This is a genomic window from Flavobacterium galactosi (assembly GCF_048158585.1).
In the GTDB taxonomy this organism is placed as follows: domain Bacteria; phylum Bacteroidota; class Bacteroidia; order Flavobacteriales; family Flavobacteriaceae; genus Flavobacterium; species Flavobacterium galactosi.
Genome location: NZ_JBLNKV010000007.1, coordinates 67,405 through 92,448 on the forward strand (window position 1 = coordinate 67,405; position 25,044 = coordinate 92,448).

A 25,044-nucleotide genomic window follows, 5' to 3' on the forward strand; every position below is an offset into this window, starting at 1 on the left:
GAAAATGAATAGAGAGAAAGTTCAAATTTTTGATACCACTTTACGAGATGGAGAACAGGTCCCAGGATGTAAATTAGATACCAATCAAAAACTCGTTATAGCCAATCGCTTAGACGAAATGGGTGTTGACATTATTGAAGCTGGTTTTCCTGTTTCTAGTCCAGGTGATTTTTTGTCTGTTTCTGAAATTAGTAAGATTGTAAAAAATGCAACTGTTTGTGGTTTGACCAGAGCAGTAAAAAATGATATTGATGTTGCTGCAGCTGCCTTAAAACATGCCAAAAAACCACGTATTCATACTGGAATCGGAACTTCAAATTCACATATAATACATAAATTAAATACTACCAGAGAAGATATTATCGCTAGAGCAAAATTTGCAGTTTCACATGCCAAATCGTATGTTGAAGATGTGGAGTTTTATGCTGAAGATGCCGGTAGAACCGATAATGATTTCTTGGCAAGAGTTTGTGAAGAAGTTATAAAATCAGGTGCTACAGTACTTAATATCCCTGATACAACTGGATATTGCTTACCGGAAGAATATGGTGCAAAAATAAAATACCTAAGAGAAAATGTAAAAGGTATTGAAAATGTTATTCTTTCTTGTCATTGCCATAATGATTTAGGGATGGCAACAGCCAATTCTATTGCAGGTGCGGTAAACGGAGCAAGACAAATAGAATGTACCATAAATGGAATAGGAGAAAGAGCTGGAAACACTGCACTTGAAGAAGTTGTAATGATTTTCAAACAACACCCTTATTTAAATCTATACACTGATATCAATACGAAACAGTTGAACGAAATGAGTCGTTTGGTTTCTGAAAGTATGGGAATGATGGTACAGCCAAATAAAGCGATTGTTGGCGCTAATGCTTTTGCACACAGTTCAGGAATTCATCAGGACGGTGTGATTAAAAACAGAGCAACTTATGAAATCATGGATCCTTTGGATGTAGGTGTCAATGAGTCTTCAATAGTTCTTACTGCCAGAAGTGGTAGAGCAGCATTAGCTTACAGAGCAAAAAAAGTAGGATATGAACTTACTAAAGTACAATTGGATGTAGTTTATATTGAGTTCTTAAAATTTGCCGATATCAAAAAAGAAGTTTTAGATGATGATATTCATCAAATTATTGAAGCTTGTAAAATACAAAGTGATTTAATAAGAAGCTAATAAAAGCACTATTTACATAATAGTATAATTATAAAAAACGAAACCATGAATTTAAAAATAGCAGTATTGCCAGGGGATGGAATAGGGCCAGAGGTGACCTTACAGGCAAAGAAAGCTTTATATGCTATAGGTGTAGTGTATGATCATGAATTTGTTTTTGAAGATGCTTTTATAGGTGCTGTTGCCATAGATAAAACTGGAAACCCTCTCCCGGAACAAACGCTTAATCTTTGTCTTAATACAGATGCAGTTTTGTTTGGAGCCATTGGTGATCCAAAATACGACAACAATCCCAGTGCTAAAGTACGTCCGGAGCAAGGATTATTAAAATTAAGAAAAGAATTGGGTCTTTTTGCAAATATCAGACCTATAAAACCTTATAAATCCTTATTAGATTCTTCTCCTTTAAAGAGACATGTAATCGAAGGAGCGGATTTTACTATTTTCAGAGAACTTACTGGAGGTGTTTATTTTGGGGAGAAAAAATTGAACGATGCGGGCACAATTGCTTCTGATTTTAGCGAATATTCAGAAGAAGAAATCACCCGAATTACTCATTTGGCTTTTAAAGCCGCGCAAAACAGACGCAAAAAAGTGACGATGGTGGATAAAGCTAATGTGCTTGAAACTTCTCGATTGTGGAGAAAAGTCGTCAAAAAAGTTAGCGAAAATTATCCGGATGTACTATTGGATTTTCTCTTTGTTGATAATGCCGCGATGCAAATTATCCTCAATCCAAAACAATTTGATGTCATTTTGACCGAAAATTTATTTGGAGATATATTATCCGATGAAGCTAGTGCCATTACTGGTTCTATTGGATTATTAGCTTCGGCATCATTCGGAAATAAGAATGCGCTTTTTGAACCCATTCACGGTTCTTACCCGGAAGCAAAAGGAAAAAATAGCGCTAATCCAATCGCTTCCATATTATCAGCAGCAATGCTTTTAGAACATTTTGGACTTCATAAAGAAGCTAAAAAAGTATATGAAGCAGTAGAAAAAGCAATTGAATATAATGTGGTGACAACAGATTTGAAAGCAGATTCAAAATTTGGTACAAATGAAGTAGGAGACTTTATTTCGAATGTCATTTTAAGTAAAGACGATTTATATTTTAAAAGTGACAATGTCCAAATAGGACAATCGACTATTGTTTAGCAACAATGATCAAATGCGCATTTTATAATTGAAAAGTGCCTATAATAGTAAGGTTCTATTTTTTTGTTCTATTTGTTTTTCATACTTTTGAAACAAATAAAAAAAATGAAAATCGGAACTATTATTTCTTCAATTATTAATGTCAATGTGGTAATCACATATGCAACAGGAATGGTATAGATATAATTAAAAAAATATTTAAAACCTTCCAATAATTTTGGAAGGTTTTTTTTTGGAATAAATTAAAAAAATAGAGAAACAATCATATAATGGAATTAAACAAATACAGCAAAATAATCACGCAAGATGAAACACAACCAGCTTCTCAAGCCATGTTGTACGGAATTGGATTAACTGAAGAAGATCTTAAAAAAGCGCAGGTAGGAATCGTGAGTATGGGCTACGATGGAAACCCTTGCAATATGCACTTAAACGATTTGGCTAAAGATATTAAGACAAGCGTCTGGGCATCAGATTTAGTTGGTTTGATTTTTAATACTATTGGTGTAAGTGACGGTATTTCAAATGGGAATGACGGAATGCGTTTTTCTTTGGTTTCCCGTGATGTAATTGCAGATTCTATTGAAACTGTTATGGGTGCACAATGGTACGATGGTATGATTGCTGTTCCAGGTTGTGATAAAAATATGCCAGGAGCCTTGATGGCTATGGGTAGAGTAAATCGCCCTTCCATTATGGTATATGGAGGTTCGATTCATCCTGGGAAATGGAAAGGTGAAGATTTGAATATTGTTTCAGCTTTTGAAGCATTAGGAAAAAAATTCAACAATACTATTACACCTGAAGATTTTAAGGGTGTGATACAAAATGCTTGTCCAGGTGCAGGTGCGTGTGGAGGAATGTACACGGCTAATACAATGTCATCAGCGATTGAAGCATTAGGAATGAGTTTACCTTACAGTTCCTCTAATCCTGCTTTGAGTCCAGAAAAGAAAAAAGAATGTGCTGATGCTGGCCGCGCCATCAGAATATTACTAGAAAAAGATATTAAGCCTAGAGATATTATGACTCGTAAAGCATTCGAAAATGCTATTACAATAGTGGCTGTCTTAGGTGGTTCTACTAATGCGGTTATGCACTTAATTGCAATGGCACATTCAGTAGGCGTTGATCTTACATTAAAAGATTTCCAAGACATTAGTGATAAAACACCCTTGCTTGCTGACTTGAAACCAAGTGGGAAATACTTAATGGAAGACTTACATAATGTAGGTGGTGTTCCGGCAGTAATGAAATATTTATTGAAAGAAGGTTTTTTACATGGCGATTGTTTAACGGTAACCGGAAAAACAATTGCTGAGAACTTAGCTTCAGTTGCTGATTTACATGATGGTCAAGAAGTAATTCATGAAATCCAAAAAGCATTAAAAGCTACTGGAAATATTCAAATTCTATACGGAAACTTAGCTTCAGAAGGTTGTGTGGCTAAAATTAGTGGAAAAGAAGGAGAATTTTTTGAAGGTACAGCAGTAGTTTATGAAAATGAAAAAGATGTAATTAAAGGAATACAAGGAGGCGAAGTTAAGCCTGGAAACGTAGTGATCATTCGGTACTGCGGTCCAAAAGGTGGCCCGGGTATGTCTGAAATGTTAAAACCAACATCTGCCATTATGGGAGCTGGGTTAGGAAGTACTGTCGCTTTGATTACTGACGGACGTTTCTCTGGAGGTTCTCACGGTTTTGTGGTAGGACACGTTACTCCAGAGGCCTATGAAGGTGGAGGAATTGCATTGATAGAAAACGGTGATGTTATTACCATTGATGCTGTGAAAAATACTATCAATATGAAAATATCTGACGAAGAATTCGCAAAACGTAAAGCGAACTGGGTTCAACCAGAATCTCCAATTAAACAAGGAGTGTTACTTAAATATATGCGTTCGGTCTCCAGTGCCTCTGAAGGATGTGTAACCGATAAATAATCCCCCTAACTCCCGAAAGGGAAAATAGGGTTGGACTTTTATTTTAAAAGTAAAAAATAGGAATACTATATCAATCTCGGCTTCCTCTCTTATGGAGAAGGTTGTGGGGGAGGAAAAATAATAAACGTACCCATGGGAACAAATAAAATATCAGGCGCAGAAGCCGTTATTAGATGCTTATTAGAAGAAGGAGTAGACTTGGTTTATGGATATCCAGGAGGTGCCATAATGCCTGTTTACGACGAATTATATAAATTCCAAGATCAATTGCAGCACGTGTTAGTACGTCACGAACAAGGCGCAACTCACGCGGCTCAGGGATATGCAAGAGCAACAGGAAAAGTTGGAGTTGCCATAGCGACTTCAGGTCCTGGAGCAACAAATCTTGTAACCGGTATAGCTGATGCGCAAATTGATTCTACTCCAATGGTTTGTATTACAGGCCAAGTAGGGAAACATTTATTAGGTTCAGATGCGTTTCAGGAAACAGATATTATCGGAATTTCGACTCCGGTTACCAAATGGAATTATCAAATTACCGAAGCGCATGAAATACCAGAAATCATTGCTAAAGCCTTTTTTATTGCAAGATCAGGTCGTCCGGGTCCAGTACTGATTGATATTACAAAAAATGCTCAATTTGACGAAATTGAATTTAGTTATAAAAAATGTACCAGCATTAGAAGTTACAATCCAAAACCGACTTTAGATATTGAAAAAGTTAAAGAGGCTGCGGAACTAATCAACAATGCAAAAAAACCATATATCGTTTTTGGTCAGGGAATTATTCTTGGTGAAGCCGAAGAACAATTGAAAGCTTTAGTTGAAAAATCAGGAATTCCTGCTGCTTGGACTATTTTAGGGCTTTCGGCATTGCCAACGGATCACCCGTTGAATGTGGGAATGTTAGGAATGCACGGGAATTATGGTCCTAATTTGTTGACTAATGAATGTGATGTTTTGATTGCCCTTGGAATGCGTTTTGATGATCGTGTTACAGGAAATTTAGCTACTTATGCGAAACAAGCCAAAGTAATCCACTTTGAAATTGATCCTTCGGAAATCGATAAAAATGTAAAAACAACGGTGGCTGTTTTAGCGGATGTCAAAGAATCATTGACCGCTTTACTTCCTTTAATCAAAAGTAATACACATGAATCGTGGCACAATGAGTTCAAGGAAATGTATAAAATTGAACTGGATGCGGTAATCAATGAGGAGCTAAAACCTAAGAAAGAAGGAATTTCAATGGGGGAAACTATTGAAATGATTAACAAACATTCTAAAGGGGATGCGATTATGGTTTCGGATGTGGGACAACACCAAATGTTTGCGTGTCGTTATGCCAAATTCAATTCTACAAAAAGTAATGTTACTTCTGGAGGATTAGGAACTATGGGATTTGCATTACCGGCTGCGATTGGTGCAAAAATGGGAATGCCAGAACGCGAAGTGGTTGCTATTATTGGCGATGGTGGTTTTCAAATGACTATTCAAGAATTAGGAACTATTTTTCAAACTAAAGTTCCTGTGAAAATTGTAGTCTTGAACAACGAATTTTTAGGAATGGTGCGTCAGTGGCAACAATTGTTTTTTGACAAAAGATATGCTTCTACGGAAATGACCAACCCTAACTTTATAGCGATTGCTGAAGGCTATTATATTAAAGCCAAGAAAGTAACCAAAAGAGAAGATTTAGATGCTGCCGTTGCTGAAATGATGGCTTCAAAAGAATCGTATTTCCTTGAAGTTATGGTAGAAAAAGAAAATAACGTATTCCCAATGATTCCAACAGGAGCATCGGTTTCTGATATGCGATTAAGTTAATATTATGGAAAATAAAACATTCACCATTTCTGTTTATTCAGAAAACAACGTTGGCTTATTAAACAGAATATCAGGAATATTCTTGAAACGCCATATCAATATTTTAAGTTTAAATGTATCCGAATCAGAAATTGAAAACGTTTCCAGATTCATTATTGTAGTGGATACAACTGAAAAATGGGTGCAAAATATTGTGGGTCAAATCGAAAAACAAATCGAAGTAATCAAAGCCTTTTATCATGTTGATGAGGAAACTATTTTCTTAGAAAGTGCTTTGTTCAAAATAAATTCGAGTTTGTTATTTGACGAAAGACAAATACAAAATATCATCAAAGAGAGTAACTCAGAAATTGTTACCGTATCAAGAGACTTTTTTGTGATTTCAAAATCAGGGAGACGCTCTGATATTGAAGAACTATATGAAAAATTAAAACCTTTCGGAATCATGCAGTTTGTGCGTTCAGGAAGAATATCGGTTTCCAAAGAGAAAATGGAAATATCAACTTTATTAGAAGAGCTTAAATAGAATTCATTTTGCAGTAACACTTTATAATGTTAGTGCAGCAATCAAAATTTCAATTATTAAATTTTAAAATCATTAAATAAAAAAAGATGGCAAATTATTTCAATTCATTACCACTTAGATTACAATTAGAGCAATTAGGCGTTTGCGAATTCATGGATCAATCAGAATTTGCAAATGGTATAACAGCATTAGCAGGAAAAAAAGTAGTTATCGTAGGTTGTGGAGCTCAAGGTTTAAACCAAGGTTTGAACATGAGAGATTCAGGTCTAGATATTTCTTACGCATTGCGTGCAGAAGCAATTGCACAAAAAAGAGCTTCTTATATGAATGCTGCCGATAATGGTTTCAAAGTGGGAACTTATGAAGAATTAATTCCAACTGCTGATTTGGTTTGTAATCTTACACCAGATAAGCAACATACAGCTGTAGTAACAGCAATCATGCCTTTGATGAAAAACGGTTCAACATTAGCTTATTCTCATGGTTTTAATATCGTAGAAGAAGGAATGCAAATCCGTAAAGATATCACGGTTATTATGTGTGCTCCTAAATGTCCAGGATCTGAGGTTCGCGAAGAATACAAAAGAGGTTTTGGTGTACCAACTTTAATCGCAGTTCACCCTGAAAATGATCCAAACGGAGAAGGTTTTGAACAAGCAAAAGCATATGCAGTTGCTACTGGAGGACATAGAGCAGGAGTTTTGAACTCTTCATTTGTAGCTGAAGTAAAATCGGATTTAATGGGTGAACAAACCATTCTTTGTGGAATGTTACAAACAGGTTCAATTTTATGTTTCGACAAAATGGTTGAAAAAGGAATCGAGCCAGCTTATGCTTCGAAATTAATTCAATACGGTTGGGAAACTGTAACTGAAGCTTTGAAACATGGTGGAATTACAAACATGATGGATCGCCTTTCTAATCCTGCAAAAATCGAAGCTTACGAAATTTCGGAAGAATTGAAAGATATCATGCGTCCATTATTTCAAAAACACCAAGACGATATCATTTCTGGAGAATTTTCAAAAAACATGATGATTGACTGGGCTAATAATGATGTTAATTTATTGTCTTGGAGAGCTGCAACTGCAGAAACTAATTTTGAAAAAACGGCTCCAACAGCAGCTCATATTTCAGAACAAGAATATTTTGACAATGGTGTTTTAATGATTGCCATGGTTAAAGCGGGTGTAGAATTGGCTTTTGAAACAATGACACAATCAGGAATCATTGAAGAATCAGCTTACTATGAATCTTTACATGAATTGCCTTTGATTGCTAATACAGTTGCAAGAAAAAAATTATATGAAATGAACAGAATCATTTCCGATACTGCAGAATACGGGTGTTATTTATTTGACCATGCTTGTAAGCCTTTATTGGTTGATTATATGAAAACTGTAGATACAAACGTAATCGGTAAACCGTTCTCAACTTCTAACGGAGTAGATAATGCAGTTCTTATTGCGGTAAATAAAAGTATTCGTCAACACCCTATTGAAGAAGTAGGAGAGTGGTTGAGAGAATCTATGACGGCTATGAAAAAAATAGGATAATAAAAATTAGGAATTACACACATGAGGGTGTGTTGGGATTTGCATTATATCATTTGAATCCATAATATTTTGAATTAGTAAGCACTTATTAAAAGAAAAAAGAGATATGGATGCATATTACTTTCACTTAACTTCAAACGATTTGAAAGTTAAGTGAAGTAATTCCTTTCTAAAACAGAATTAGATACTTTTTAATGTCTAAATTAAATTTTGAGAGGCTTCATTGATGTTACAATAATGCATTTTTTATTAGTAAAATTATTTGTTGTTAAATTTTGTTGAGATAAAAGGCGGGGTAGAAATTCTATCTCGCTTTTTTTGTTTTAATCCCAATTCTTATAAATAGCAAAAAACGAATAAATTATCATTAAAAAACGTGTTTTTTTGTTTAATATTTAATTTAACATAGGAATTTATAATTTAAATAATTTTAAGAATAGAAAGAGATTTAATACTTTTATAAAAAATTAAAAAACATGAGCTACTATAAAATTGATAATTTAGAACAATATTTTAAACATTATAATAAATCAGTTCGTGAGCCAAGAAAATTTTGGGGTAAAATAGCAGAAGAAAATTTCACTTGGTACCAACAATGGGATAAAGTTGTCGATTTTAATATGGCTGAAGCCGAAATAAAATGGTTTACTGAAGCTAAAGTAAATATGACTAAAAATTGTATTGACAGACATCTTGCCAAAAGAGGGGATAAAACGGCTGTTATTTTTGAACCGAATGATCCAACAGAAACAGCATTACATATAACCTATAATGAATTACACCAACGTGTTTGTAAAATGGCAAATGTGTTGCGGGAGCAAGGTATAAAAAAAGGAGATCGTGTTTGTATTTATTTACCAATGATACCTGAATTGGCTATAACCACTTTGGCTTGCGCCAGAATCGGAGCCATACATTCCGTTATTTTTGCAGGATTTTCATCTTCAGCTGTTGCCACTAGAATAAATGACAGCGATTGTAAAATGGTCATCACCTCAGATGGAGGTTATCGTGGTAACAAAACCATTGATTTAAAAGTAATCATTGATGAAGCGTTGGTAAACTGCCCTGGTGTTTCAAACGTTTTGGTGGTAAAAAGAACGAATACTTCCGTAAATATGAAAGATGGACGTGACCAATGGTTGCAACCTCTTCTAGATGAAGCTTCAGATAATAATGTTGCTGAAATCATGGATGCTGAAGATCCATTGTTTATTCTTTACACTTCCGGTTCAACTGGAAAACCAAAAGGAATGGTGCATACCACGGCAGGATATATGGTTTATACCGCCTATACTTTTAAGAATGTATTCAATTACGAAGAAAATGATATTTTTTGGTGTACCGCTGATATTGGTTGGATAACGGGACATTCCTATACTTTATATGGCCCACTATTAAATGGTGGTACAACCGTTATTTTTGAAGGAGTTCCTTCTTATCCTGATTTTAGTCGTTTTTGGGAAATTATTGAAAAACATAAAGTGACTCAATTTTATACCGCACCAACGGCTATTCGTGCTTTGGCTAAAGAAAGCTTAGAATACGTTCAAAAGTTTCCTTTAAAATCATTAAAAGTAATCGGTTCGGTTGGTGAACCTATCAATGAAGAAGCCTGGCATTGGTACAATGACCATGTTGGAGATAAAAGATGTCCAGTGGTGGATACGTGGTGGCAAACCGAAACCGGAGGTATTATGATTTCGCCAATTGCATTTGTAACTCCTACAAAACCAACTTACGCTACTTTGCCATTACCAGGAATTCAACCGGTATTAATGGACGAAAAACGCAATGAAATTGAAGGCAATCAAGTGGTAGGTAGCTTGTGTATTAAATTCCCATGGCCTGGAATTGCCAGAACCATTTGGGGCAATCATCAACGGTACAAAGATACTTACTTTTCTACCTTTCCAGGTAAATATTTCACTGGTGACGGTGCTTTGCGTGATGAAGTAGGATATTACAGAATTACGGGTCGTGTAGATGATGTGGTTATCGTTTCAGGTCACAATTTGGGATCTGCGCCTATAGAAGATGCCATTAATGAGCATCCGGCAGTTGCTGAATCAGCCATTGTAGGTTTTCCTCATGATATCAAAGGAAATGCCTTATATGGTTTTGTAATTCTAAAAGAAACAGGTGAAACTAGAAATAAAGAAAATCTTATCAAAGAGATTAATCAACACATAACGGATCACATTGGCCCAATTGCTAAACTGGATAAAATTCAATTTGTTTCCGGCTTACCAAAAACTCGCTCCGGGAAAATCATGCGTCGAATTCTACGTAAAATAGCAGAAGGAGATTATTCTAATTTTGGAGATACTACAACATTATTAAATCCTGAAATTATCGAGGAAATAAAAGAAGGGAAATTGTAAATTAACTAAAAGCTGTTTGTAATAAAACAGCTTTTTTTTTGGATTTAATTGTAATATAACGCAGAATATTTCTTTTTAATAAACCCTAATTAATTATGTAAGTTTTACATTAATTATATAACTACATTAATAAACAAATCCATAAATTTACTTTAGTATGAAAAATATGGAAGTCTTAATTATTGGTGGCGGTTTAGCAGGACTAACTGCAGCAATTCATTTATCCAAAATCGGATTCCAAATTACCGTTGTAGAAAAAAATGAATTTCCAAAACACAAAGTTTGTGGGGAATACATTTCTAATGAAGTTTTGCCTTATCTCAATTGGCTGGATTTAAAAATAGCTGATTTATATCCTACAGCTATCACAAAGCTTGAATTTTCAACTGTCAGCGGAAAGAAAATTAAAAGTGTTTTACCGCTTGGAGGTTTTGGAATTAGCCGTTATGCCCTGGATGAATATCTATATAAAAAAGCACTTACAAATGGTTGTAAAATTATTCACGATTTAGTTGAAGGGATAGCTTTTGAGGATGAAATATTTACCGTAACAACTTCAAATAGAACTATTTTAAAATCTAAAATTGTAATTGGAGCTTTTGGAAAACGTTCTAATATTGATCAAAAAATTTCTCGTAATTTCATTCAGAAAAAAAGCTCTTGGTTGGCTGTAAAAGCCCATTATTCAGGAGATTTTCCAAGCAATTTGGTTGCATTGCATAACTTTAAAGGTGGCTATTGTGGTGTTTCAAAAGTAGAAGATGATGTAATTAATATTTGTTATTTAGCAGATTACGAAACCTTTAAGAAGTTTAAAAATATAGCGGATTATCAAAATAATGTTGTTTCTCAAAATCCACATTTAAAAATAATTTTCGAAAAAAGTAACTTACTTTTCGAAAAACCATTGACAATAAGCCAAATTTCTTTCGAAAAAAAACAAGCAGTTGAGAATCATATTTTAATGATTGGAGATACCGCCGGATTAATCCATCCTTTGTGTGGAAATGGCATGGCAATGGCTATTCATAGTGCTAAAATTGTTTCTGAATTAGTGGAGAAATATTATGATAACCAAATAGAATCCCGAAAAGAATTAGAAGAAAAATACATTCAGGAATGGAATTTTAATTTTAGTCAAAGATTAAAAATAGGGCGATTTTTGTCTAACCTTTTGCAAAAGCAAAAACTATCGAGTGTGTTAATGCGTATATTGATTACATTTCCATTTTTATTACCGAAAATTATAAAAAAAACGCATGGAAAACCTATAATTTTAAGCTTTTAGATGTTTATAAACACCAAATACAGAACGGACGAACCTGAAATCATGGACGATTTCGCCCTGGAAGGAGAAATCTTACGGGATGCTTTAGACAAAATTGCTAAAATCAATCAGCTTTTAGGTGGAAACCAGTTAACTTTACGAGGCGTTCAGGATTTGCTTCAGAATATTTCTAAATCAAATGAAATTAGAATTGTGGATGTAGGTTGTGGCAATGGAGATATGTTACGAACATTAGCGGATTTTGGATTAAAAAACAATCTTAAATTTAAATTAATTGGTATAGATGCTAATGATTTCACAATCAACCATGCGCAAAAATTATCTGAAAAGTATTCTAATATAGCGTACCAATGTGAAGATATATTTGATCAAGCTTTTGGAGAATTAAAATACGATATCATTCTGTGTACTTTGACATTACATCATTTTAAAGAGAATGAAATTGTTTATTTATTAAATATATTTAGTGCTAATTCAAAAATTGGAATTGTTATAAATGACTTACAGAGAAGTGCTGTTGCCTATCGCTTATTTCAGGCATTATGTTTTGTTTTTCGATTAAACGATATGTCACGGAAAGATGGATTAATTTCAATTTTAAGGGGTTTTAAAAAAGAAGAACTGATTAATTTCTCCCAAAAATTAAATTTTAGCAACTATAAAATTCATTGGAAATGGGCCTTTCGCTACCAATGGATCATAAAAAAGACAAAGAGATAATAGACATATAGATAAAAGATGCATAAAGTCTAAAAAAAATATGAGTGTAAAAATAAAAGCCGTTACAAAACAATTGCCAAAATATTCCAGAACAACCGAAGAAATCATTCCATTTTTAGATGCTTGGTTAGTCGGACAAGACGAGCGTTTCATTAGAAAAGTTAAGAAAATTTTTGAAGGTGCTGCAGTTGATAAACGGTATTCTATTATGGATCCAATTGAAGTTTTTACTGAAACTTCTTTTGCGGAAAGAAATGATATTTATGTTCGTGAAGTAATTTATTTAGGTGAAAAAGTATTAGAAAAAGCTTTAAAAAAGGCCAATTGGAATCCAGAAGATTTAGATTATATCATTACGGTGAGTTGCACCGGAATTATGATTCCATCATTGGATGCGTATTTGATTAATAAATTAAAACTACGTCAAGATATCGTTCGGCTTCCAGTAACCGAAATGGGCTGTGCCGCTGGGATTTCAGGGATTATTTATGCTAAAAATTTCTTGCAGGCTAATCCGGGGAAACGGGCAGCGGTAATTGCAGTGGAAAGCCCAACGGCTACATTCCAATTGGATGATTTTTCAATGGCTAATATTGTAAGTGCAGCTATTTTTGGTGATGGAGCAGCTTGTGTTTTACTTTCTTCTCATGAGGATGAGGAAGGTCCAGAAATTCTAGCCGAAGAGATGTACCATTTTTATGACAATATTCATATGATGGGTTTTAAACTTACCAATTCGGGTTTACAAATGGTGCTGGATATAGAAGTTCCAGAAACTATTGCATCGCATTTTCCGGATATTATTAATCCTTTTTTGCAGAAGAACAATCAAACAATTGATACAATCGATCATTTAATTTTTCATCCAGGTGGAAAAAAAATTGTTCAAACAGTAGAAACTTTATTTTCTGATTTAGGAAAGAATATAAATGATACCAAAGAAGTATTGCGACTATACGGGAATATGTCTAGTGCGACGGTTTTATATGTTTTAGAACGAATTATGGACAGCAAACCTAGAAAAGGTGAGAAAGGATTAATGCTGAGTTTTGGTCCGGGATTTTCGGCTCAACGGGTTTTGTTACAATTCTAAATAGTTAATCTTGTCAATTTGATTAACTAGAAATAATGAAAAGTAAAATATGACAAAAGAAGAAATCATATCTAAATTACCGTATTCTAAACCTTTTCTGTTTGTTGATGAAATAATCAATGTCAATGAAAATGGAGTGGAGGGTACTTATACATTTGATGAAACTTTAGATTTTTACAAAGGGCATTTTAAAGAACATCCTGTTACTCCCGGAGTAATTTTGACTGAAGTTATGGCACAGATTGGTTTGGTTTGTTTGGGTGTGTTTTTATTAAATAATACATTAAATAAAAACATCTCAATTGCTTTAACATCAACGGAAATAGAATTTTTAAAACCTGTTTTTCCAAATGAAAAAGTGATTGTGATTTCAGAAAAAATATATTTTAGATTTGGGAAATTAAAATGTAAAGTGAAGATGATAAATGAAAGAGAAGAAATGGTTTGTATGGGAACCATTGCAGGAATGATCCTCACCCCAACTCTCTCCAAAGGATAGGGAGCCACAACCGGATTCTAATAATCTATTAAAATTGACCTTAAAAAATTGAATTTATATGAAAAAACGCGTAGTAATTACTGGTCTTGGCGTAGTTGCTCCAAATGGAGTAGGACTTGACGCTTTTACTCACGCCATAAAAAATGGAATTTCAGGAATCAAACATGATCCGGAATTAGAAAGATTACAATTTTCTTGTCATATTGCTGGAAAACCTGAAATTTCGCCTGAATTAGCGTTGCACTATTTTTCGGAATTAGAGTTGAGAAATTTCAATTCCACTGGAATTTTATATGGTGTTATTGCTGGAATTGATGCTTGGAAAGATGCGGGATTGCCTATGGAAGTCAATGAAGAACCAGATTGGGATAGCGGAACTATTTTTGGAACAGGAACATCAGGAATTGATAAATTTCGCGAAAGCATTTATAAAATAGATGATTTTCAGACCCGGAGATTAGGGAGTACAGCTGTGGCACAAACTATGAATAGTGGCGTGAGTGCCTATTTAGGAGGGAAATTAGGGTTAGGAAATCAAGTTACGACAAATTCTTCAGCATGTACTACAGGAACCGAAAGTATATTGATGGCGTATGAACGTATAAAATCAGGCCAAGCAAAACGCATTTTAGCAGGAAGTACCAGTGATTCCGGTCCTTATATTTGGGGTGGTTTTGACGCTATGAAAGTCTGTACGTTTAAGCATAATTTATCACCCGAACAAGGTTCAAGACCAATGAGTTCTACTGCTTCTGGATTTGTTCCAGGAAGTGGAGCAGGGGCATTAGTTTTGGAAGATTTAGAAAGCGCACTGGCCCGGGGGGCTAAAATTTATGCAGAGGTTTTGGGTGGAAATGTAAATTCTGGTGGCCAACGGGGTTTAGGAACGATGACCGCTCCAAATCCGAAAGCTGTTCAAAAATGTATTGAAAATGCTATTGAAAATGCTGGAATTTCTGCCGACGATATTGACGCTATAAACGGTCATTTGACAGCCACATCCAAAGATAGTTTGGAGATTCAGAATTGGAGTGAAGCTTTAGGAAAAAAAGGTAAAGATTTTCCTTATATAAACTCATTAAAATCAACGGTTGGACATTGTTTGTCAGGAGCTGGGAGTATAGAAAGTGTGGCCTCAGTATTGCAATTAAAGGAAGGGTTTGTTTTTCCAAATATTAATTGTGAAGATTTAAACCCTGAAATTACTGCTCTAGTTGATGCGTCAAGAATTCCAGTACAATTGCTTGAAAAAGAGTTAAATATAGTTGCGAAAGCCAGTTTTGGTTTTGGTGATGTGAACGGTTGTGTGATTTTTAAAAGATGGAAATCCCATCCTCAGCCCTTCACCGTGGGAATGGAGTCGAAGCCGAAAACATAAGTGTTATTTGTAAAAAATCTATTTGTAAATTAAGCTAAACAAAAACAAACAACTTCGCTTTTAAGTCTTTACGAGCTAAAAAATAAAAAAACTATGAATAAACAAGAAACAATCGAGCAAATAAAAGCTATTGTAAAGCCTTATATTCAAAACCAAGAAGCATTTGATGCACTTACAGAAGACACTGATTTCATCAATGATTTGAAGATTAATTCTGCAAATCTAGTTGATGTAATTCTTGACATTGAGGAAAAATACAATATAATAATAGATAATGAATCTATGGAACAGATGGTAAATGTAAAAGCAGCTATGCAAATTATTGATGCCAAATTATCCTAAAAAATGATTGAAAGCGACATTAAAATGTAATCTCTTTTGTGCCTTTTGTGTTAAAAATATCTTGTAAATGATTGGAAATGACATTGTAGATTTAGCTTTAGCTAAAAAGGAAAGCGACTGGAAACGGAAAGGTTTTTTAGATAAAATTTTCACTCCAAAAGAGCAGTCGTTGATTAATAATGCTACAAATCCAGAAGTTATGGTTTGGAATTTATGGAGCAGAAAAGAAGCTGCCTATAAAATCTACAACAGAGAAACTCAAATCAGGGCGTTTATTCCACTGCAATTGATTTGCTGTTTCGAAAATGAAACTTTAGGAACGGTTATTTGTAATGAAATTACATATTACACACAAACTATAGTTTCGGAGGAATTTATACACACTATTGCAGTTGTAAAAAAGGAATATTTTAATGAAATAAAGACTTTAAATTCTAAAACTGAAATCATTAAAATAAACGGAATTCCTTTTATAATTGAGGAGCAAACCAAAATTGAAAAACCTGTTTCGATCAGTCACCATGGAAGATTTTGGGAAGGTGTAATGTTGTTTGATTAAATAAATTAAGATTTTATTTTTAAAAGCTTTTTATTGCCAACTCAGAGAATAAATCACCTTATCCCCAGTCTAGATTTTAATTTCAAAAATAACAAAGCGGTTTTATAAGCATCCTCAGCAGAAGAATTCCGGTCACTTTTAGGAATATTATATGCAGTGCAAAGTTCATCTAGAGAAAATTGTTTGTCATTAATATCATTCAGTTTGCGATGCATAACATCAACGTCCAAAGCTTCATTTTTTAATCGGCCGCAGTCCAATCTTTCTAGGGCTGCATTAATCATTTCTACATCAAAATCAATATGATGTCCTACTAAAACGGCATTCCCAATATATTCTATTAAAGTTTGTATCGCTTCAGCTTCCCCAAGTTTTTTCATTTTGCTTTCGACTATAAACTCATTTGAAAGACCGTTATCATGTAAAAATTTATATTGCAATAAAACGGTTTCAAAACTGTCACCAATAAGTATACTATTATCAACTACAGCAAAAGAACCAATTGATAAAATAACATCTTTTACAGGATTTAAGCCTGAAGTTTCTGTCGATAAAACCACAAATCGAGTTGATTTTTTATCAAATTTAGCCAAATAGATTTTCCAAAATTCAGGGTATTCTTTATTTAAATTTTTCAGCCAGTCCAACATAGTTATGAAAATTGAGTGAGTTGAAATTTACTTTTAATTAATTCTTCCAGTTCTCTCATTGGAGCGAAAGCATTTTTCAGTTTTTCCTTATCAATTTTTGATAATTCATGCAAATTTATAAATTGTCCTGAATCATCATTTTTTAAACCTTCTAATGTTCTAAATTTTGATAGTGTCAAAAAGGCATCGGCACAATTAAGATAAATCTCGGAATGTTTGGAATCTATAATTGCTAACTGCTTGAATCGTTGATACGTATTATTAATTCCTCTCAAATCATAATGTAATGTAAATAAACGAGCGCCATCGATCAACGGCATTAAAGCGCGCGTTTTTAAATCAAATTTATCTTTATTTGGACCTTCTTCTTCAACATTGAATTTTTTGAAAAAACTTAACGGAGCGTTTTTCCTTAACGCATCATTTCCCAGAAAATCAAAGAACAGCGTATTGTTTTTTGCGTTTTTTGATACTATATTTCCTATAGCATCTTCAATTTTTTGTTCTCCAAAAGTGATTTCATAATCAAAGAAAATACTACTTAAATCATTACTGTTTTCACCGGGAGTATTCATCCAACTGTCATATTGTTTTGTCCAGTCAGTCAAGGATTTACACCATAACATATTACTTCCCATATGACCATTTGGACAGTATTCATATCCGATTTTTTCAAGTGTGCCGGTGGTTCTTTTTGCTAGTTTAAGGAAGTAGTCTTTCACGTCACGGTATTTATCTGCAGAGACATCTTCAAAAATTAAAATACTGTCTTGATCCGTTAATAATAATTGCTCTTTTCTTCCTTGACTACCAATACTCAACCAAGCAAAACGTGCAGGAGGGGAGCCCAAATCTAAAATTGATAGTTCTACGGAACGCTTAATGATGGCCAAATTGATTTCACTTGCAATATTGAAAACATGAGAAAGCGGTATATTTTTAGAAAGGGAAGTCTGAATCAGATCCGTCAAACGTTCCCGTATTTGTTTTAGTTCTTTTGGATTTTGAGAACGTTTTATTTCTTTAATCAAAACTCCAGGATTACTGGCTTGAGCTACCACTAAATCATGTTCAGAAATAATTCCTTTTAAAGCAGATTTATCAGTTCCATCTTGCGTTACACATAAATGAGTTACGTTATGTTTCAACATAAGTAATTGAGCTTCTGCTAGGGAAACATTCTCTACAACTGTAATGACCGGCGATGACATTATTTTATCTACGGATATTGTGATAGGAAATCGTCCCGTGGCAATTTTTGAACGCATATCTGTATCTGTAATTATTCCTAAAGGAATATTATTATCACATATGACAATATTGTTTTTTAAGGATTCAGTCATCAATTGTGCAACATCTTGCACAATAGCCGTAACTGTTGTTTTTAATGGAGAAATGTTATAGGATAAGGATTGAAAATATTGCATTTCCGATTGCTGATCAGAATAGAAGACATTGTCAGAAATAAGTTTTCCTATTAAATTTTCTTTATCTTTTGGATTGCGCGTATTTACAGCAAAACTTTCTAATAAAAAGTTTAAAACTTCAGAATTATTGGCGACAAAAGGACGAAAAGTAGCTATGGGAATGGCATAAACAATACTTTCTTCTCTGGCTTTAGCCGTCATCATATAATTGTTTTTGGCAAAAAATGGACGCAAACCAAAGATATCACCTGTATTACATTTATTCAATAGGGTTTCTTCAGCATCTGCTATGACAGATAGATTAATAACTCCTGATGCCACAACATAAAAACTATCATGTAAAACATCATTTACTTGAAATAATATTTTATGTTTTTCTAAATTTACAACGCGAATGTTTGTAGCTATTTCAGATAGTTCTTCAAACGTCAAGTGATTAAATGGTGGGTATTCCTTTAAAAAATCAGCAATGTGCTCAGCAATTGTATTCATAGTTAGGCAAATAAATAAAGTATTGTCTGTAAAAATAGCAAATTAAATAATTACAAGACTGTCAATTTTATAGTAAAACAAATAATTTATAAAATCCTTATTTTTTTCTTAAAATTAGTAAGAATTTATAATAAATTAAATAAAGTTATTTTAAGTTTGTAATCATAACTAAAATATTTTAAATCATGAGATTACTTAAAAAAATACCTTTTTTTGCCTTTGCATTATTATTTATTAATTTTTTAAATGCTCAAGAGAAAGCTAGCCCGGCAGCAGTTGCAATTGGGAAAATTAATGGCGCTACAATTAGTATTAATTATAGTAGCCCTTCAGTTAAAGGAAGACAAATTTGGGGTGCGTTAGTTCCGTTTAATGAAGTTTGGCGTGCTGGCGCAAATGAAGCAACCACTTTTGAAACAGACAAAGATCTTACTATTGAAGGATTTAAATTACCTGCAGGAAAATATTCTTTTTTTGTTATGCCTAAAGAAAAAGAATGTGTCATCATTTTTAATAAAGAAGCTAAACAATGGGGAGCTTATAAATATAAAGATAAAGAAGATCAGTTAAGAGTTACAGTAAAACAGCAAATTGCTAATTCCACCGCTGAAAAATTAGTTTACACAATAAATAAAGACAATATTCTTTTAAGCTGGGGAAATTGGAATATTCCGATTTCTGTAAAATAACATAGTGGTAGCTTATTTTTTTATAAAGCATTATCAAGAATATTGGTAATGCTTTTTTTATTGGTTTTAAAAGTATAGGAGTAGAATTTAAAAGGAAGCATTTGGAGAATTATAGAATCCAGGTGAATGTTCGAAAATTCTATTTTACATAATATAAATTATAGTTCAAATAGTGACATTGTAAATATTGTAAATAAGGTCATTTATTGTATATTCAAAAAAGAAACGAACAATATCATTATCATTAACTGTTCGTTTCTTTTTCGTTCTTTTTAAAATCAAAAAGTCTAATCAAGTTAAACTGCCGCATCCACAATATCAATGACTTCTTTGATTTTACTTTTTGACAATTTATAAGTACTATAACCATAATACGTTACAACTGATAGACAAATTAAAGGCAATATAAAGGAGAAATTTACTTCAGGAATATACCCGAATAATTTAATGTCAGAAAATCCTGAACCTCCTAAGTCCAAAATACTCCCTTGTATAACAGGCATCAATGCGCCACCAACAATAGCCATAACTAAACCAGCAGACCCAATTTTTGCTTCGTCTCCCATGTCTTTTAGTGCTATGCCATAAATAGTTGGAAACATAATAGACATAAAAATAGAAATACATACTAAAGAAATTAATCCAGCCATGCCTTGTAATAAAATTGCCCCAGCTGCACAAATTACTCCTCCAATACCAAATACCATTAATATTTTTGACGGATTTACGGTTTTCATCAAACCGGTTCCAATCCATCTGCCTAATAAAAATAAAATCATGGCAGTTATGTTGTAATATGTGGCAGTCAATTCTAATCCAAATGTTTTATTGATGTTATCTACGTATTGAAAAATAAAAGTCCAACACATAATTTGTGCCCCAACATAAAAAGCCTGCGCTATAACACCATGTTTATAATTTTTATTGGCAAATAACTTTTTGAATGATTCAGATATAGACATTTTATCTTCGTGTGCTGTTTTAGGCATTTTTGTTAAAATAATAATGATTAAAATTATTAAGACAAAAATTCCTAATCCAATGTACGGAATACTAATAATACTCAAATCATTTTCTCTAATACTGGCTAACTCATTTGAAGTTAAAGCTTTGTAAGCTTCTGGGGTATAATCATCTGATTTTATTTCTTTAATTACTAAAAATTGAGCCATGACCAATCCGGTTATTGCTCCAATAGGATTAAATGCTTGCGCTAAATTTAAACGTTGCGTTGCTGTTTCTTTATTGCCCAGAAATAAAATCAAAGGATTTGAAGTGGTTTCAAGGAAGGCTAAACCACATGTAATTACCCATAATGAAATAAGAAAGAACGTATAATTTTGATAATGTGCTGCCGGATAAAATAAAAAAGCACCTGTCGCATATAATAGCAGTCCTAATATTATTCCAGATTTATAGCTGTATTTTCTAATGAATAATGCAGCCGGTAATGCCATAAAGAAATATCCAAAATAAAACGCAAATTGTACTAATGATGCTTGTGTGTTTGAAAGTTCTGGCATGACTTTTTTGAAAGTGGAAACCATCGGGGTTGTTAAATCATTAGCAATTCCCCAAAGGGCAAATAATATGGTTATTATTATAAATTGAAAAACAAATTCTTTACTGACTACAGGGATTTTTTTGAATTGATTCATTGTTTGGTTTGTTTAATTTGTTAATTAATAATATCAAATGGTTCTTTGGTTTTACAGTCTGTATGTTCAAAACCACATAAAAAATCATCTATTTCCGATTGAAAAATTACTGGGTTTGCTCCTTCGTTTTGAGCAACAATAGCGCCAACGGCACTAGCAAAATTAATAGCGTATTGAGGATCTTCCCCATTGAGTAACATAATGATTAATGAAGCTAAAAAAGAATCTCCGGAACCCACAGTATCAACCACATTTACTTTGAATCCACAATTATGGTAAAATGTATCATTGCAATACAACACCGCTCCATGAGATCCTAAAGTAACGCAAACCGTATCGGTATTGGTTTCCTTGGCAATGAATTTAATATTTTGCTCTAATGACTTTTTATTTGAATTTAAATCCTCGCAAATTTCATTTAACTCATCATCATTAAACTTAATAAAATCAGCCACATGCAATAAATCCAAAACATTTTTCTTAGTATAATGTGGTACTCTTAAATTCACGTCAAATATTTTATATTTTGCAACAGCTAAAAGTTGTTCCAATGTATTTCTGGAAACTGAATCTCTACAAGATAAACTTCCGTAGACAAAAAAGTCTGCTGCTTCAACTATTGAAATATTCTCGTTTGAAGTTTCTATTTTATCCCATGCTGAAGGATAATTAATATCATAGGAAGCATTTCCTTTTTCATTCAAAATAACATTGACTAAACCTGTTGGATAAGTATCCTTTACTTGAATAGCGTCGGTGTTAATGCCGGAAAGACTTAAATAATCTATTAATTCTTTCCCATTGACATCGTTCCCTACTCCACTGATAACGGAAACCTCCCCTCCTAGCGAATTTAGTCTTGAAGCTACATTTAGTGGTGCTCCTCCAATTTTTTTGTGCTCCAGAAATACATCAAAAAGGATTTCTCCAAAACAAACACCGTTTAATTTCTTTTTCATTTTTTCATTTTTATGTAAAACAATATATTTAGGTAATTAATTTTTATTAGGATTTAATAATTATTGGTACCATTTATTGACCATTTCCCTCATAAACAAAAGACTTCCTTTTGCAAGATCTTCCGAGTTGTATTTTGAAGGTCTCCACAAGGAAGTTGGTCCAACTAATGCTGTAATTTGTGAAGAAAAATTCTCCAGAACCAGCGGACCTTGGTAGTTAATTGCCGCCAAAGCTTTGAAAAAATCATCCCAATGAACGTTGCCTTCGCCAGTCATGCCACGATCGCTCTCCGTTATATGTATGTGTTTCAACCTGTTTTCCGCACGAATAATTGGATCGTAGAAATTTCTTTCTTCAATATTCATGTGAAAAGTATCCAGATGCAATCCAATATTATTTGTACCAATAGCTTCAATCATATCCAAAACTTCATCTGCAGCTGTAAATACATAACTTTCGTACCGATTAATTGGCTCGGGAGCAATCGTTATGTTGTGCTTGTTCGCATAATCTGCGACTTCAGTAAATACTTGTCGAATGATTATTTTTTCTTCTTTTGTACAAGGATTTCCTGTAAATGTTCCAATGGCAGAATGTAATACACCTCCTAAAAAATCACCTTCCATGTCAGCCACTTTATCAAGTGCTGATTTAATAAGGGTTATTGCTTGCTCAGGATATAAAGGAATGTGACAATTTGTTGGTAAATTTAACGTGCAACGACCTAAAACACCTTTATTATCAAGTAATTTTTTTGTTGTTTTAGCATCGAAATCTAATGAAGCCGGTAAGATAATTTCAAGCATATCAAAACCATATTCAGCAGTCTTTTGTATAGCAAAACGACCTCCTTCGGCACTCCATCCTGGAATAAATGATAAAATTGTTGTTCCAAAAATTGGCATATTTATATAATTTAAAATTTATTTCTATTTTCAGATTCCTATTTTTAAAATAACCACCATTCTGTTTTTACTCCAATATAAGAACCCCAACTTTTTTGGTTCACTTGCAAATACGGGGAATAATTATGATCGCGAGCGTAATCGTTGTAGTGAGCCAGCGTGTAAACAAGGCGGATGTGAGGACGACTCCAAGGATCTTTTTTACCTAATGGCACCACTGTGGGAGCAAAAGAAAATTTCCACATATTGGCTTCTGGATTATCTCCGTCTTTTCGAACTGCATAATGTACTTCTTCAATTAAGTGCAGCCACTTCGTTACATAATAGAAACTTCTAAAACCTACTACAAAATCTGTTTTTTGATTGTAAAATTGATTTCCGTTGAAGTATTCATCCGTATTCGTACTGGCAGAGCCCCCTTTACTTTTTGTAAAAACACCATATCCATTGATACTGAATTTTTGCGAAAGGTTTAGCAGAAAATGTTCCACCATTGTAAAGGAATATGCATTGCTATATTTTCCTTCTGAATCTGGTGCTCCATAAGTTGCCCAAGTAAAAGTATTTCCGTTATCACCTCCATTTGCAATTCCGGAACCATAACGCACCGAAAATTGATTAAACGAGCCGGGTAAAACTGTTTTTAGCGGATTATTGTATTTAATACCAGCTACCCAGCCGTTATCGGATGGATAATTCTTAGAAACATTTTTTGAGTTAGCAACAACATAATGAAATTCACCTAAAAGTTTAATTACATTATCGTTTTTCAAATGAATACTGTGTTCTCCAATCCAAACCATACGTTGGCGAATGGCAGGATTTGTTGCGCCGGCAACCGTAACTTGATAATTATAAGGGTAAACGCCGGTTGAATCAGATGAAGCTGGCATCAACAGGGTTAGTTCGGTGTTTTTATGGCTTACGCCAAATCCTTGTGCGGAATGATCATCAAAATAAAAATAATCACTGATGTGAATGTCATCATAACGACGAAAACGAGATCCGACCCAAGCCGACCATTTGCTTCCCATAATATTTCTAGCTTCGATATAAGCCTCGGGAAGGATAAAAGTCAAACCATTATTAGAACGAGTACTCACATTTCCCACAAATTGTCCATTAGCGGAATACATTCCCAATCGCATTTGGAAAGTCACGTTAGTACTGTCTTTTCCAATAATCTTTGGAGTGAAGTGTATGGCTGGCAATATATCGATATAGTCAACCTGTTCCATACGTCCTCCTAATGAACCTTGACCGGAAAGATTCAACGGTTTCCACATATTCCCTTCGCCATTTGGAGAAAGTCCAACTCCGATGCGACCCGTTGTTCCCAATGAAAAATTTGAATTAGTTATAACAACTTGTGAATAAGTATGTATTGATGTTATTGAAAAAAAAAGTATGAAAAGTGTTTTTTGCATTAGGCGTATAGTAAAATAATTAAGGAAAAAAAGATTTATTAAGTGTTTTAAAAAGTTGACTAAACGTATAGTAGATTTATTAAATAGTTTCTTTTTTTAGTGCTTCTGAAATATTTGATACTCTTGTTAATTTTGTTCCATAAAATTTAGTTTTCAATTTACATTATTGATTTTTAATATTAAGCGTCATTTTGAATATTATTTTTCAAATGTATTATATTTTTTTAATTTACAATAAAAAAAATCAAATAAATATTTATTTATAGCATTTTTACGTCTAATTATATGATTTTTTAATAAATAACAATTAATTTATTGCAAATAATATATATCGTAATAATGACGTTTATTATTGAAATTGAAGTGTATAGTACTAAATA

Annotated in this window: 21 protein-coding genes; 15 read left to right on the top strand and 6 right to left on the bottom strand. The window is 33.3% G+C overall.

What is annotated here, in order from left to right; genetic code table 11:
• Positions 1-4: 4 nt before the first annotated feature.
• The 14 genes from ACM55M_RS15150 to ACM55M_RS15215 all read left to right on the top strand — a co-directional run bounded on the left by ACM55M_RS15150 (position 5) and on the right by ACM55M_RS15215 (position 16,456).
• Positions 5-1,180, top strand: coding sequence for a 2-isopropylmalate synthase (locus ACM55M_RS15150; RefSeq protein WP_416858494.1), 1,176 nt, complete (start codon positions 5-7; stop codon positions 1,178-1,180).
• Between the two features lie 45 nt (positions 1,181-1,225).
• Positions 1,226-2,341, top strand: a complete 1,116-nt coding sequence (leuB, locus tag ACM55M_RS15155) for a 3-isopropylmalate dehydrogenase (RefSeq protein ID WP_416858495.1) — start codon at positions 1,226-1,228, stop codon at positions 2,339-2,341.
• Between the two features lie 269 nt (positions 2,342-2,610).
• Complete coding sequence (ilvD, locus tag ACM55M_RS15160; RefSeq protein ID WP_416858496.1) at positions 2,611-4,284, top strand: dihydroxy-acid dehydratase; 1,674 nt, start codon at positions 2,611-2,613, stop codon at positions 4,282-4,284.
• Positions 4,285-4,416: 132 nt separating this feature from the next.
• The gene (ilvB, locus tag ACM55M_RS15165) at positions 4,417-6,111 is read left to right on the top strand and encodes a biosynthetic-type acetolactate synthase large subunit (protein ID WP_416858497.1); all 1,695 of its coding nucleotides are present in this window, start codon (positions 4,417-4,419) and stop codon (positions 6,109-6,111) included.
• A gap of 4 nt (positions 6,112-6,115) precedes the next feature.
• Positions 6,116-6,637 carry an acetolactate synthase small subunit gene (gene ilvN, locus ACM55M_RS15170; RefSeq protein ID WP_416858498.1) on the top strand — a complete coding sequence of 174 codons (522 nt, stop codon included), beginning with the start codon at positions 6,116-6,118 and terminating at the stop codon, positions 6,635-6,637.
• A gap of 86 nt (positions 6,638-6,723) precedes the next feature.
• Positions 6,724-8,193, top strand: a complete 1,470-nt coding sequence (gene ilvC / locus ACM55M_RS15175) for a ketol-acid reductoisomerase (RefSeq protein WP_416858499.1) — start codon at positions 6,724-6,726, stop codon at positions 8,191-8,193.
• Between the two features lie 476 nt (positions 8,194-8,669).
• Positions 8,670-10,577 carry an acetate--CoA ligase gene (gene acs, locus ACM55M_RS15180; protein WP_416858500.1) on the top strand — a complete coding sequence of 636 codons (1,908 nt, stop codon included), beginning with the start codon at positions 8,670-8,672 and terminating at the stop codon, positions 10,575-10,577.
• 157 nt (positions 10,578-10,734) lie between these two features.
• Entirely contained in the window at positions 10,735-11,865 is a 1,131-nt protein-coding gene (locus ACM55M_RS15185) for an NAD(P)/FAD-dependent oxidoreductase (RefSeq protein WP_416858501.1), read from the top strand.
• Complete coding sequence (locus ACM55M_RS15190; protein WP_416858502.1) at positions 11,866-12,585, top strand: methyltransferase domain-containing protein; 720 nt, start codon at positions 11,866-11,868, stop codon at positions 12,583-12,585. It abuts the gene before it with no gap.
• 40 nt (positions 12,586-12,625) lie between these two features.
• Positions 12,626-13,678 carry a type III polyketide synthase gene (locus tag ACM55M_RS15195; RefSeq protein ID WP_416858503.1) on the top strand — a complete coding sequence of 351 codons (1,053 nt, stop codon included), beginning with the start codon at positions 12,626-12,628 and terminating at the stop codon, positions 13,676-13,678.
• 49 nt (positions 13,679-13,727) lie between these two features.
• Positions 13,728-14,177 (top strand): 3-hydroxyacyl-ACP dehydratase FabZ family protein, encoded by a 450-nt coding sequence (locus tag ACM55M_RS15200; RefSeq protein ID WP_416858504.1) that lies wholly within the window; start codon positions 13,728-13,730, stop codon positions 14,175-14,177.
• A 58-nt stretch (positions 14,178-14,235) separates the two neighbouring features.
• Entirely contained in the window at positions 14,236-15,555 is a 1,320-nt protein-coding gene (locus ACM55M_RS15205; RefSeq protein WP_416858505.1) for a beta-ketoacyl-[acyl-carrier-protein] synthase family protein, read from the top strand.
• Positions 15,556-15,648: 93 nt separating this feature from the next.
• On the top strand, positions 15,649-15,897 hold the full coding sequence (locus ACM55M_RS15210; protein WP_416858506.1) for an acyl carrier protein: 249 nt from the start codon (positions 15,649-15,651) through the stop codon (positions 15,895-15,897).
• A 67-nt stretch (positions 15,898-15,964) separates the two neighbouring features.
• Entirely contained in the window at positions 15,965-16,456 is a 492-nt protein-coding gene (locus ACM55M_RS15215) for a 4'-phosphopantetheinyl transferase family protein (RefSeq protein ID WP_416858507.1), read from the top strand.
• A gap of 53 nt (positions 16,457-16,509) precedes the next feature.
• Here ACM55M_RS15215 and ACM55M_RS15220 read toward each other — a convergent pair whose 3' ends face one another.
• Positions 16,510-17,106, bottom strand: a complete 597-nt coding sequence (locus tag ACM55M_RS15220) for a 3'-5' exonuclease (RefSeq protein WP_416858508.1) — start codon at positions 17,104-17,106, stop codon at positions 16,510-16,512.
• A 2-nt stretch (positions 17,107-17,108) separates the two neighbouring features.
• Positions 17,109-19,025, bottom strand: coding sequence for a DUF294 nucleotidyltransferase-like domain-containing protein (locus ACM55M_RS15225; RefSeq protein WP_416858509.1), 1,917 nt, complete (start codon positions 19,023-19,025; stop codon positions 17,109-17,111).
• 185 nt (positions 19,026-19,210) lie between these two features.
• Between ACM55M_RS15225 and ACM55M_RS15230 the strand changes: the two genes are divergently transcribed.
• Positions 19,211-19,714: a DUF2911 domain-containing protein gene (locus ACM55M_RS15230; RefSeq protein WP_416858510.1), complete on the top strand. Its 504-nt coding sequence runs from the start codon at positions 19,211-19,213 to the stop codon at positions 19,712-19,714.
• Between the two features lie 296 nt (positions 19,715-20,010).
• On the opposite strand, the gene fucP is transcribed toward ACM55M_RS15230, so the two are convergent.
• From fucP to ACM55M_RS15250, 4 genes are read right to left on the bottom strand one after another with little or no spacing between them, the layout of a single operon-like run.
• Positions 20,011-21,372: an L-fucose:H+ symporter permease gene (fucP, locus tag ACM55M_RS15235; protein WP_416858511.1), complete on the bottom strand. Its 1,362-nt coding sequence runs from the start codon at positions 21,370-21,372 to the stop codon at positions 20,011-20,013.
• Between the two features lie 20 nt (positions 21,373-21,392).
• Complete coding sequence (locus tag ACM55M_RS15240; protein WP_416858512.1) at positions 21,393-22,331, bottom strand: carbohydrate kinase family protein; 939 nt, start codon at positions 22,329-22,331, stop codon at positions 21,393-21,395.
• Between the two features lie 60 nt (positions 22,332-22,391).
• The gene (locus ACM55M_RS15245) at positions 22,392-23,237 is read right to left on the bottom strand and encodes a sugar phosphate isomerase/epimerase family protein (protein ID WP_416858513.1); all 846 of its coding nucleotides are present in this window, start codon (positions 23,235-23,237) and stop codon (positions 22,392-22,394) included.
• Positions 23,238-23,281: 44 nt separating this feature from the next.
• Complete coding sequence (locus tag ACM55M_RS15250; protein WP_416858514.1) at positions 23,282-24,664, bottom strand: carbohydrate porin; 1,383 nt, start codon at positions 24,662-24,664, stop codon at positions 23,282-23,284.
• Positions 24,665-25,044: the final 380 nt, after the last annotated feature.

Bases quoted from the DNA above. Each gene is read 5' to 3' on its own strand.
- ilvB (WP_416858497.1), top strand. From the start codon at position 4,417: ATGGGAACAAATAAAATATCAGGCGCAGAAGCCGTTATTAGATGCTTA.
- ilvN (WP_416858498.1), top strand. From the start codon at position 6,116: ATGGAAAATAAAACATTCACCATTTCTGTTTATTCAGAAAACAACGTT.
- ACM55M_RS15230 (WP_416858510.1), top strand. From the start codon at position 19,211: ATGAGATTACTTAAAAAAATACCTTTTTTTGCCTTTGCATTATTATTT.
- ACM55M_RS15215 (WP_416858507.1), top strand. From the start codon at position 15,965: ATGATTGGAAATGACATTGTAGATTTAGCTTTAGCTAAAAAGGAAAGC.
- acs (WP_416858500.1), top strand. From the start codon at position 8,670: ATGAGCTACTATAAAATTGATAATTTAGAACAATATTTTAAACATTAT.
- fucP (WP_416858511.1), bottom strand. From the start codon at position 21,372: ATGAATCAATTCAAAAAAATCCCTGTAGTCAGTAAAGAATTTGTTTTT.
- ACM55M_RS15240 (WP_416858512.1), bottom strand. From the start codon at position 22,331: ATGAAAAAGAAATTAAACGGTGTTTGTTTTGGAGAAATCCTTTTTGAT.
- ACM55M_RS15200 (WP_416858504.1), top strand. From the start codon at position 13,728: ATGACAAAAGAAGAAATCATATCTAAATTACCGTATTCTAAACCTTTT.
- ACM55M_RS15150 (WP_416858494.1), top strand. From the start codon at position 5: ATGAATAGAGAGAAAGTTCAAATTTTTGATACCACTTTACGAGATGGA.
- ACM55M_RS15190 (WP_416858502.1), top strand. From the start codon at position 11,866: ATGTTTATAAACACCAAATACAGAACGGACGAACCTGAAATCATGGAC.
- ACM55M_RS15250 (WP_416858514.1), bottom strand. From the start codon at position 24,664: ATGCAAAAAACACTTTTCATACTTTTTTTTTCAATAACATCAATACAT.
- leuB (WP_416858495.1), top strand. From the start codon at position 1,226: ATGAATTTAAAAATAGCAGTATTGCCAGGGGATGGAATAGGGCCAGAG.
- ilvD (WP_416858496.1), top strand. From the start codon at position 2,611: ATGGAATTAAACAAATACAGCAAAATAATCACGCAAGATGAAACACAA.
- ACM55M_RS15220 (WP_416858508.1), bottom strand. From the start codon at position 17,106: ATGTTGGACTGGCTGAAAAATTTAAATAAAGAATACCCTGAATTTTGG.
- ACM55M_RS15205 (WP_416858505.1), top strand. From the start codon at position 14,236: ATGAAAAAACGCGTAGTAATTACTGGTCTTGGCGTAGTTGCTCCAAAT.
- ACM55M_RS15210 (WP_416858506.1), top strand. From the start codon at position 15,649: ATGAATAAACAAGAAACAATCGAGCAAATAAAAGCTATTGTAAAGCCT.
- ACM55M_RS15195 (WP_416858503.1), top strand. From the start codon at position 12,626: ATGAGTGTAAAAATAAAAGCCGTTACAAAACAATTGCCAAAATATTCC.
- ilvC (WP_416858499.1), top strand. From the start codon at position 6,724: ATGGCAAATTATTTCAATTCATTACCACTTAGATTACAATTAGAGCAA.
- ACM55M_RS15225 (WP_416858509.1), bottom strand. From the start codon at position 19,025: ATGAATACAATTGCTGAGCACATTGCTGATTTTTTAAAGGAATACCCA.
- ACM55M_RS15245 (WP_416858513.1), bottom strand. From the start codon at position 23,237: ATGCCAATTTTTGGAACAACAATTTTATCATTTATTCCAGGATGGAGT.
- ACM55M_RS15185 (WP_416858501.1), top strand. From the start codon at position 10,735: ATGAAAAATATGGAAGTCTTAATTATTGGTGGCGGTTTAGCAGGACTA.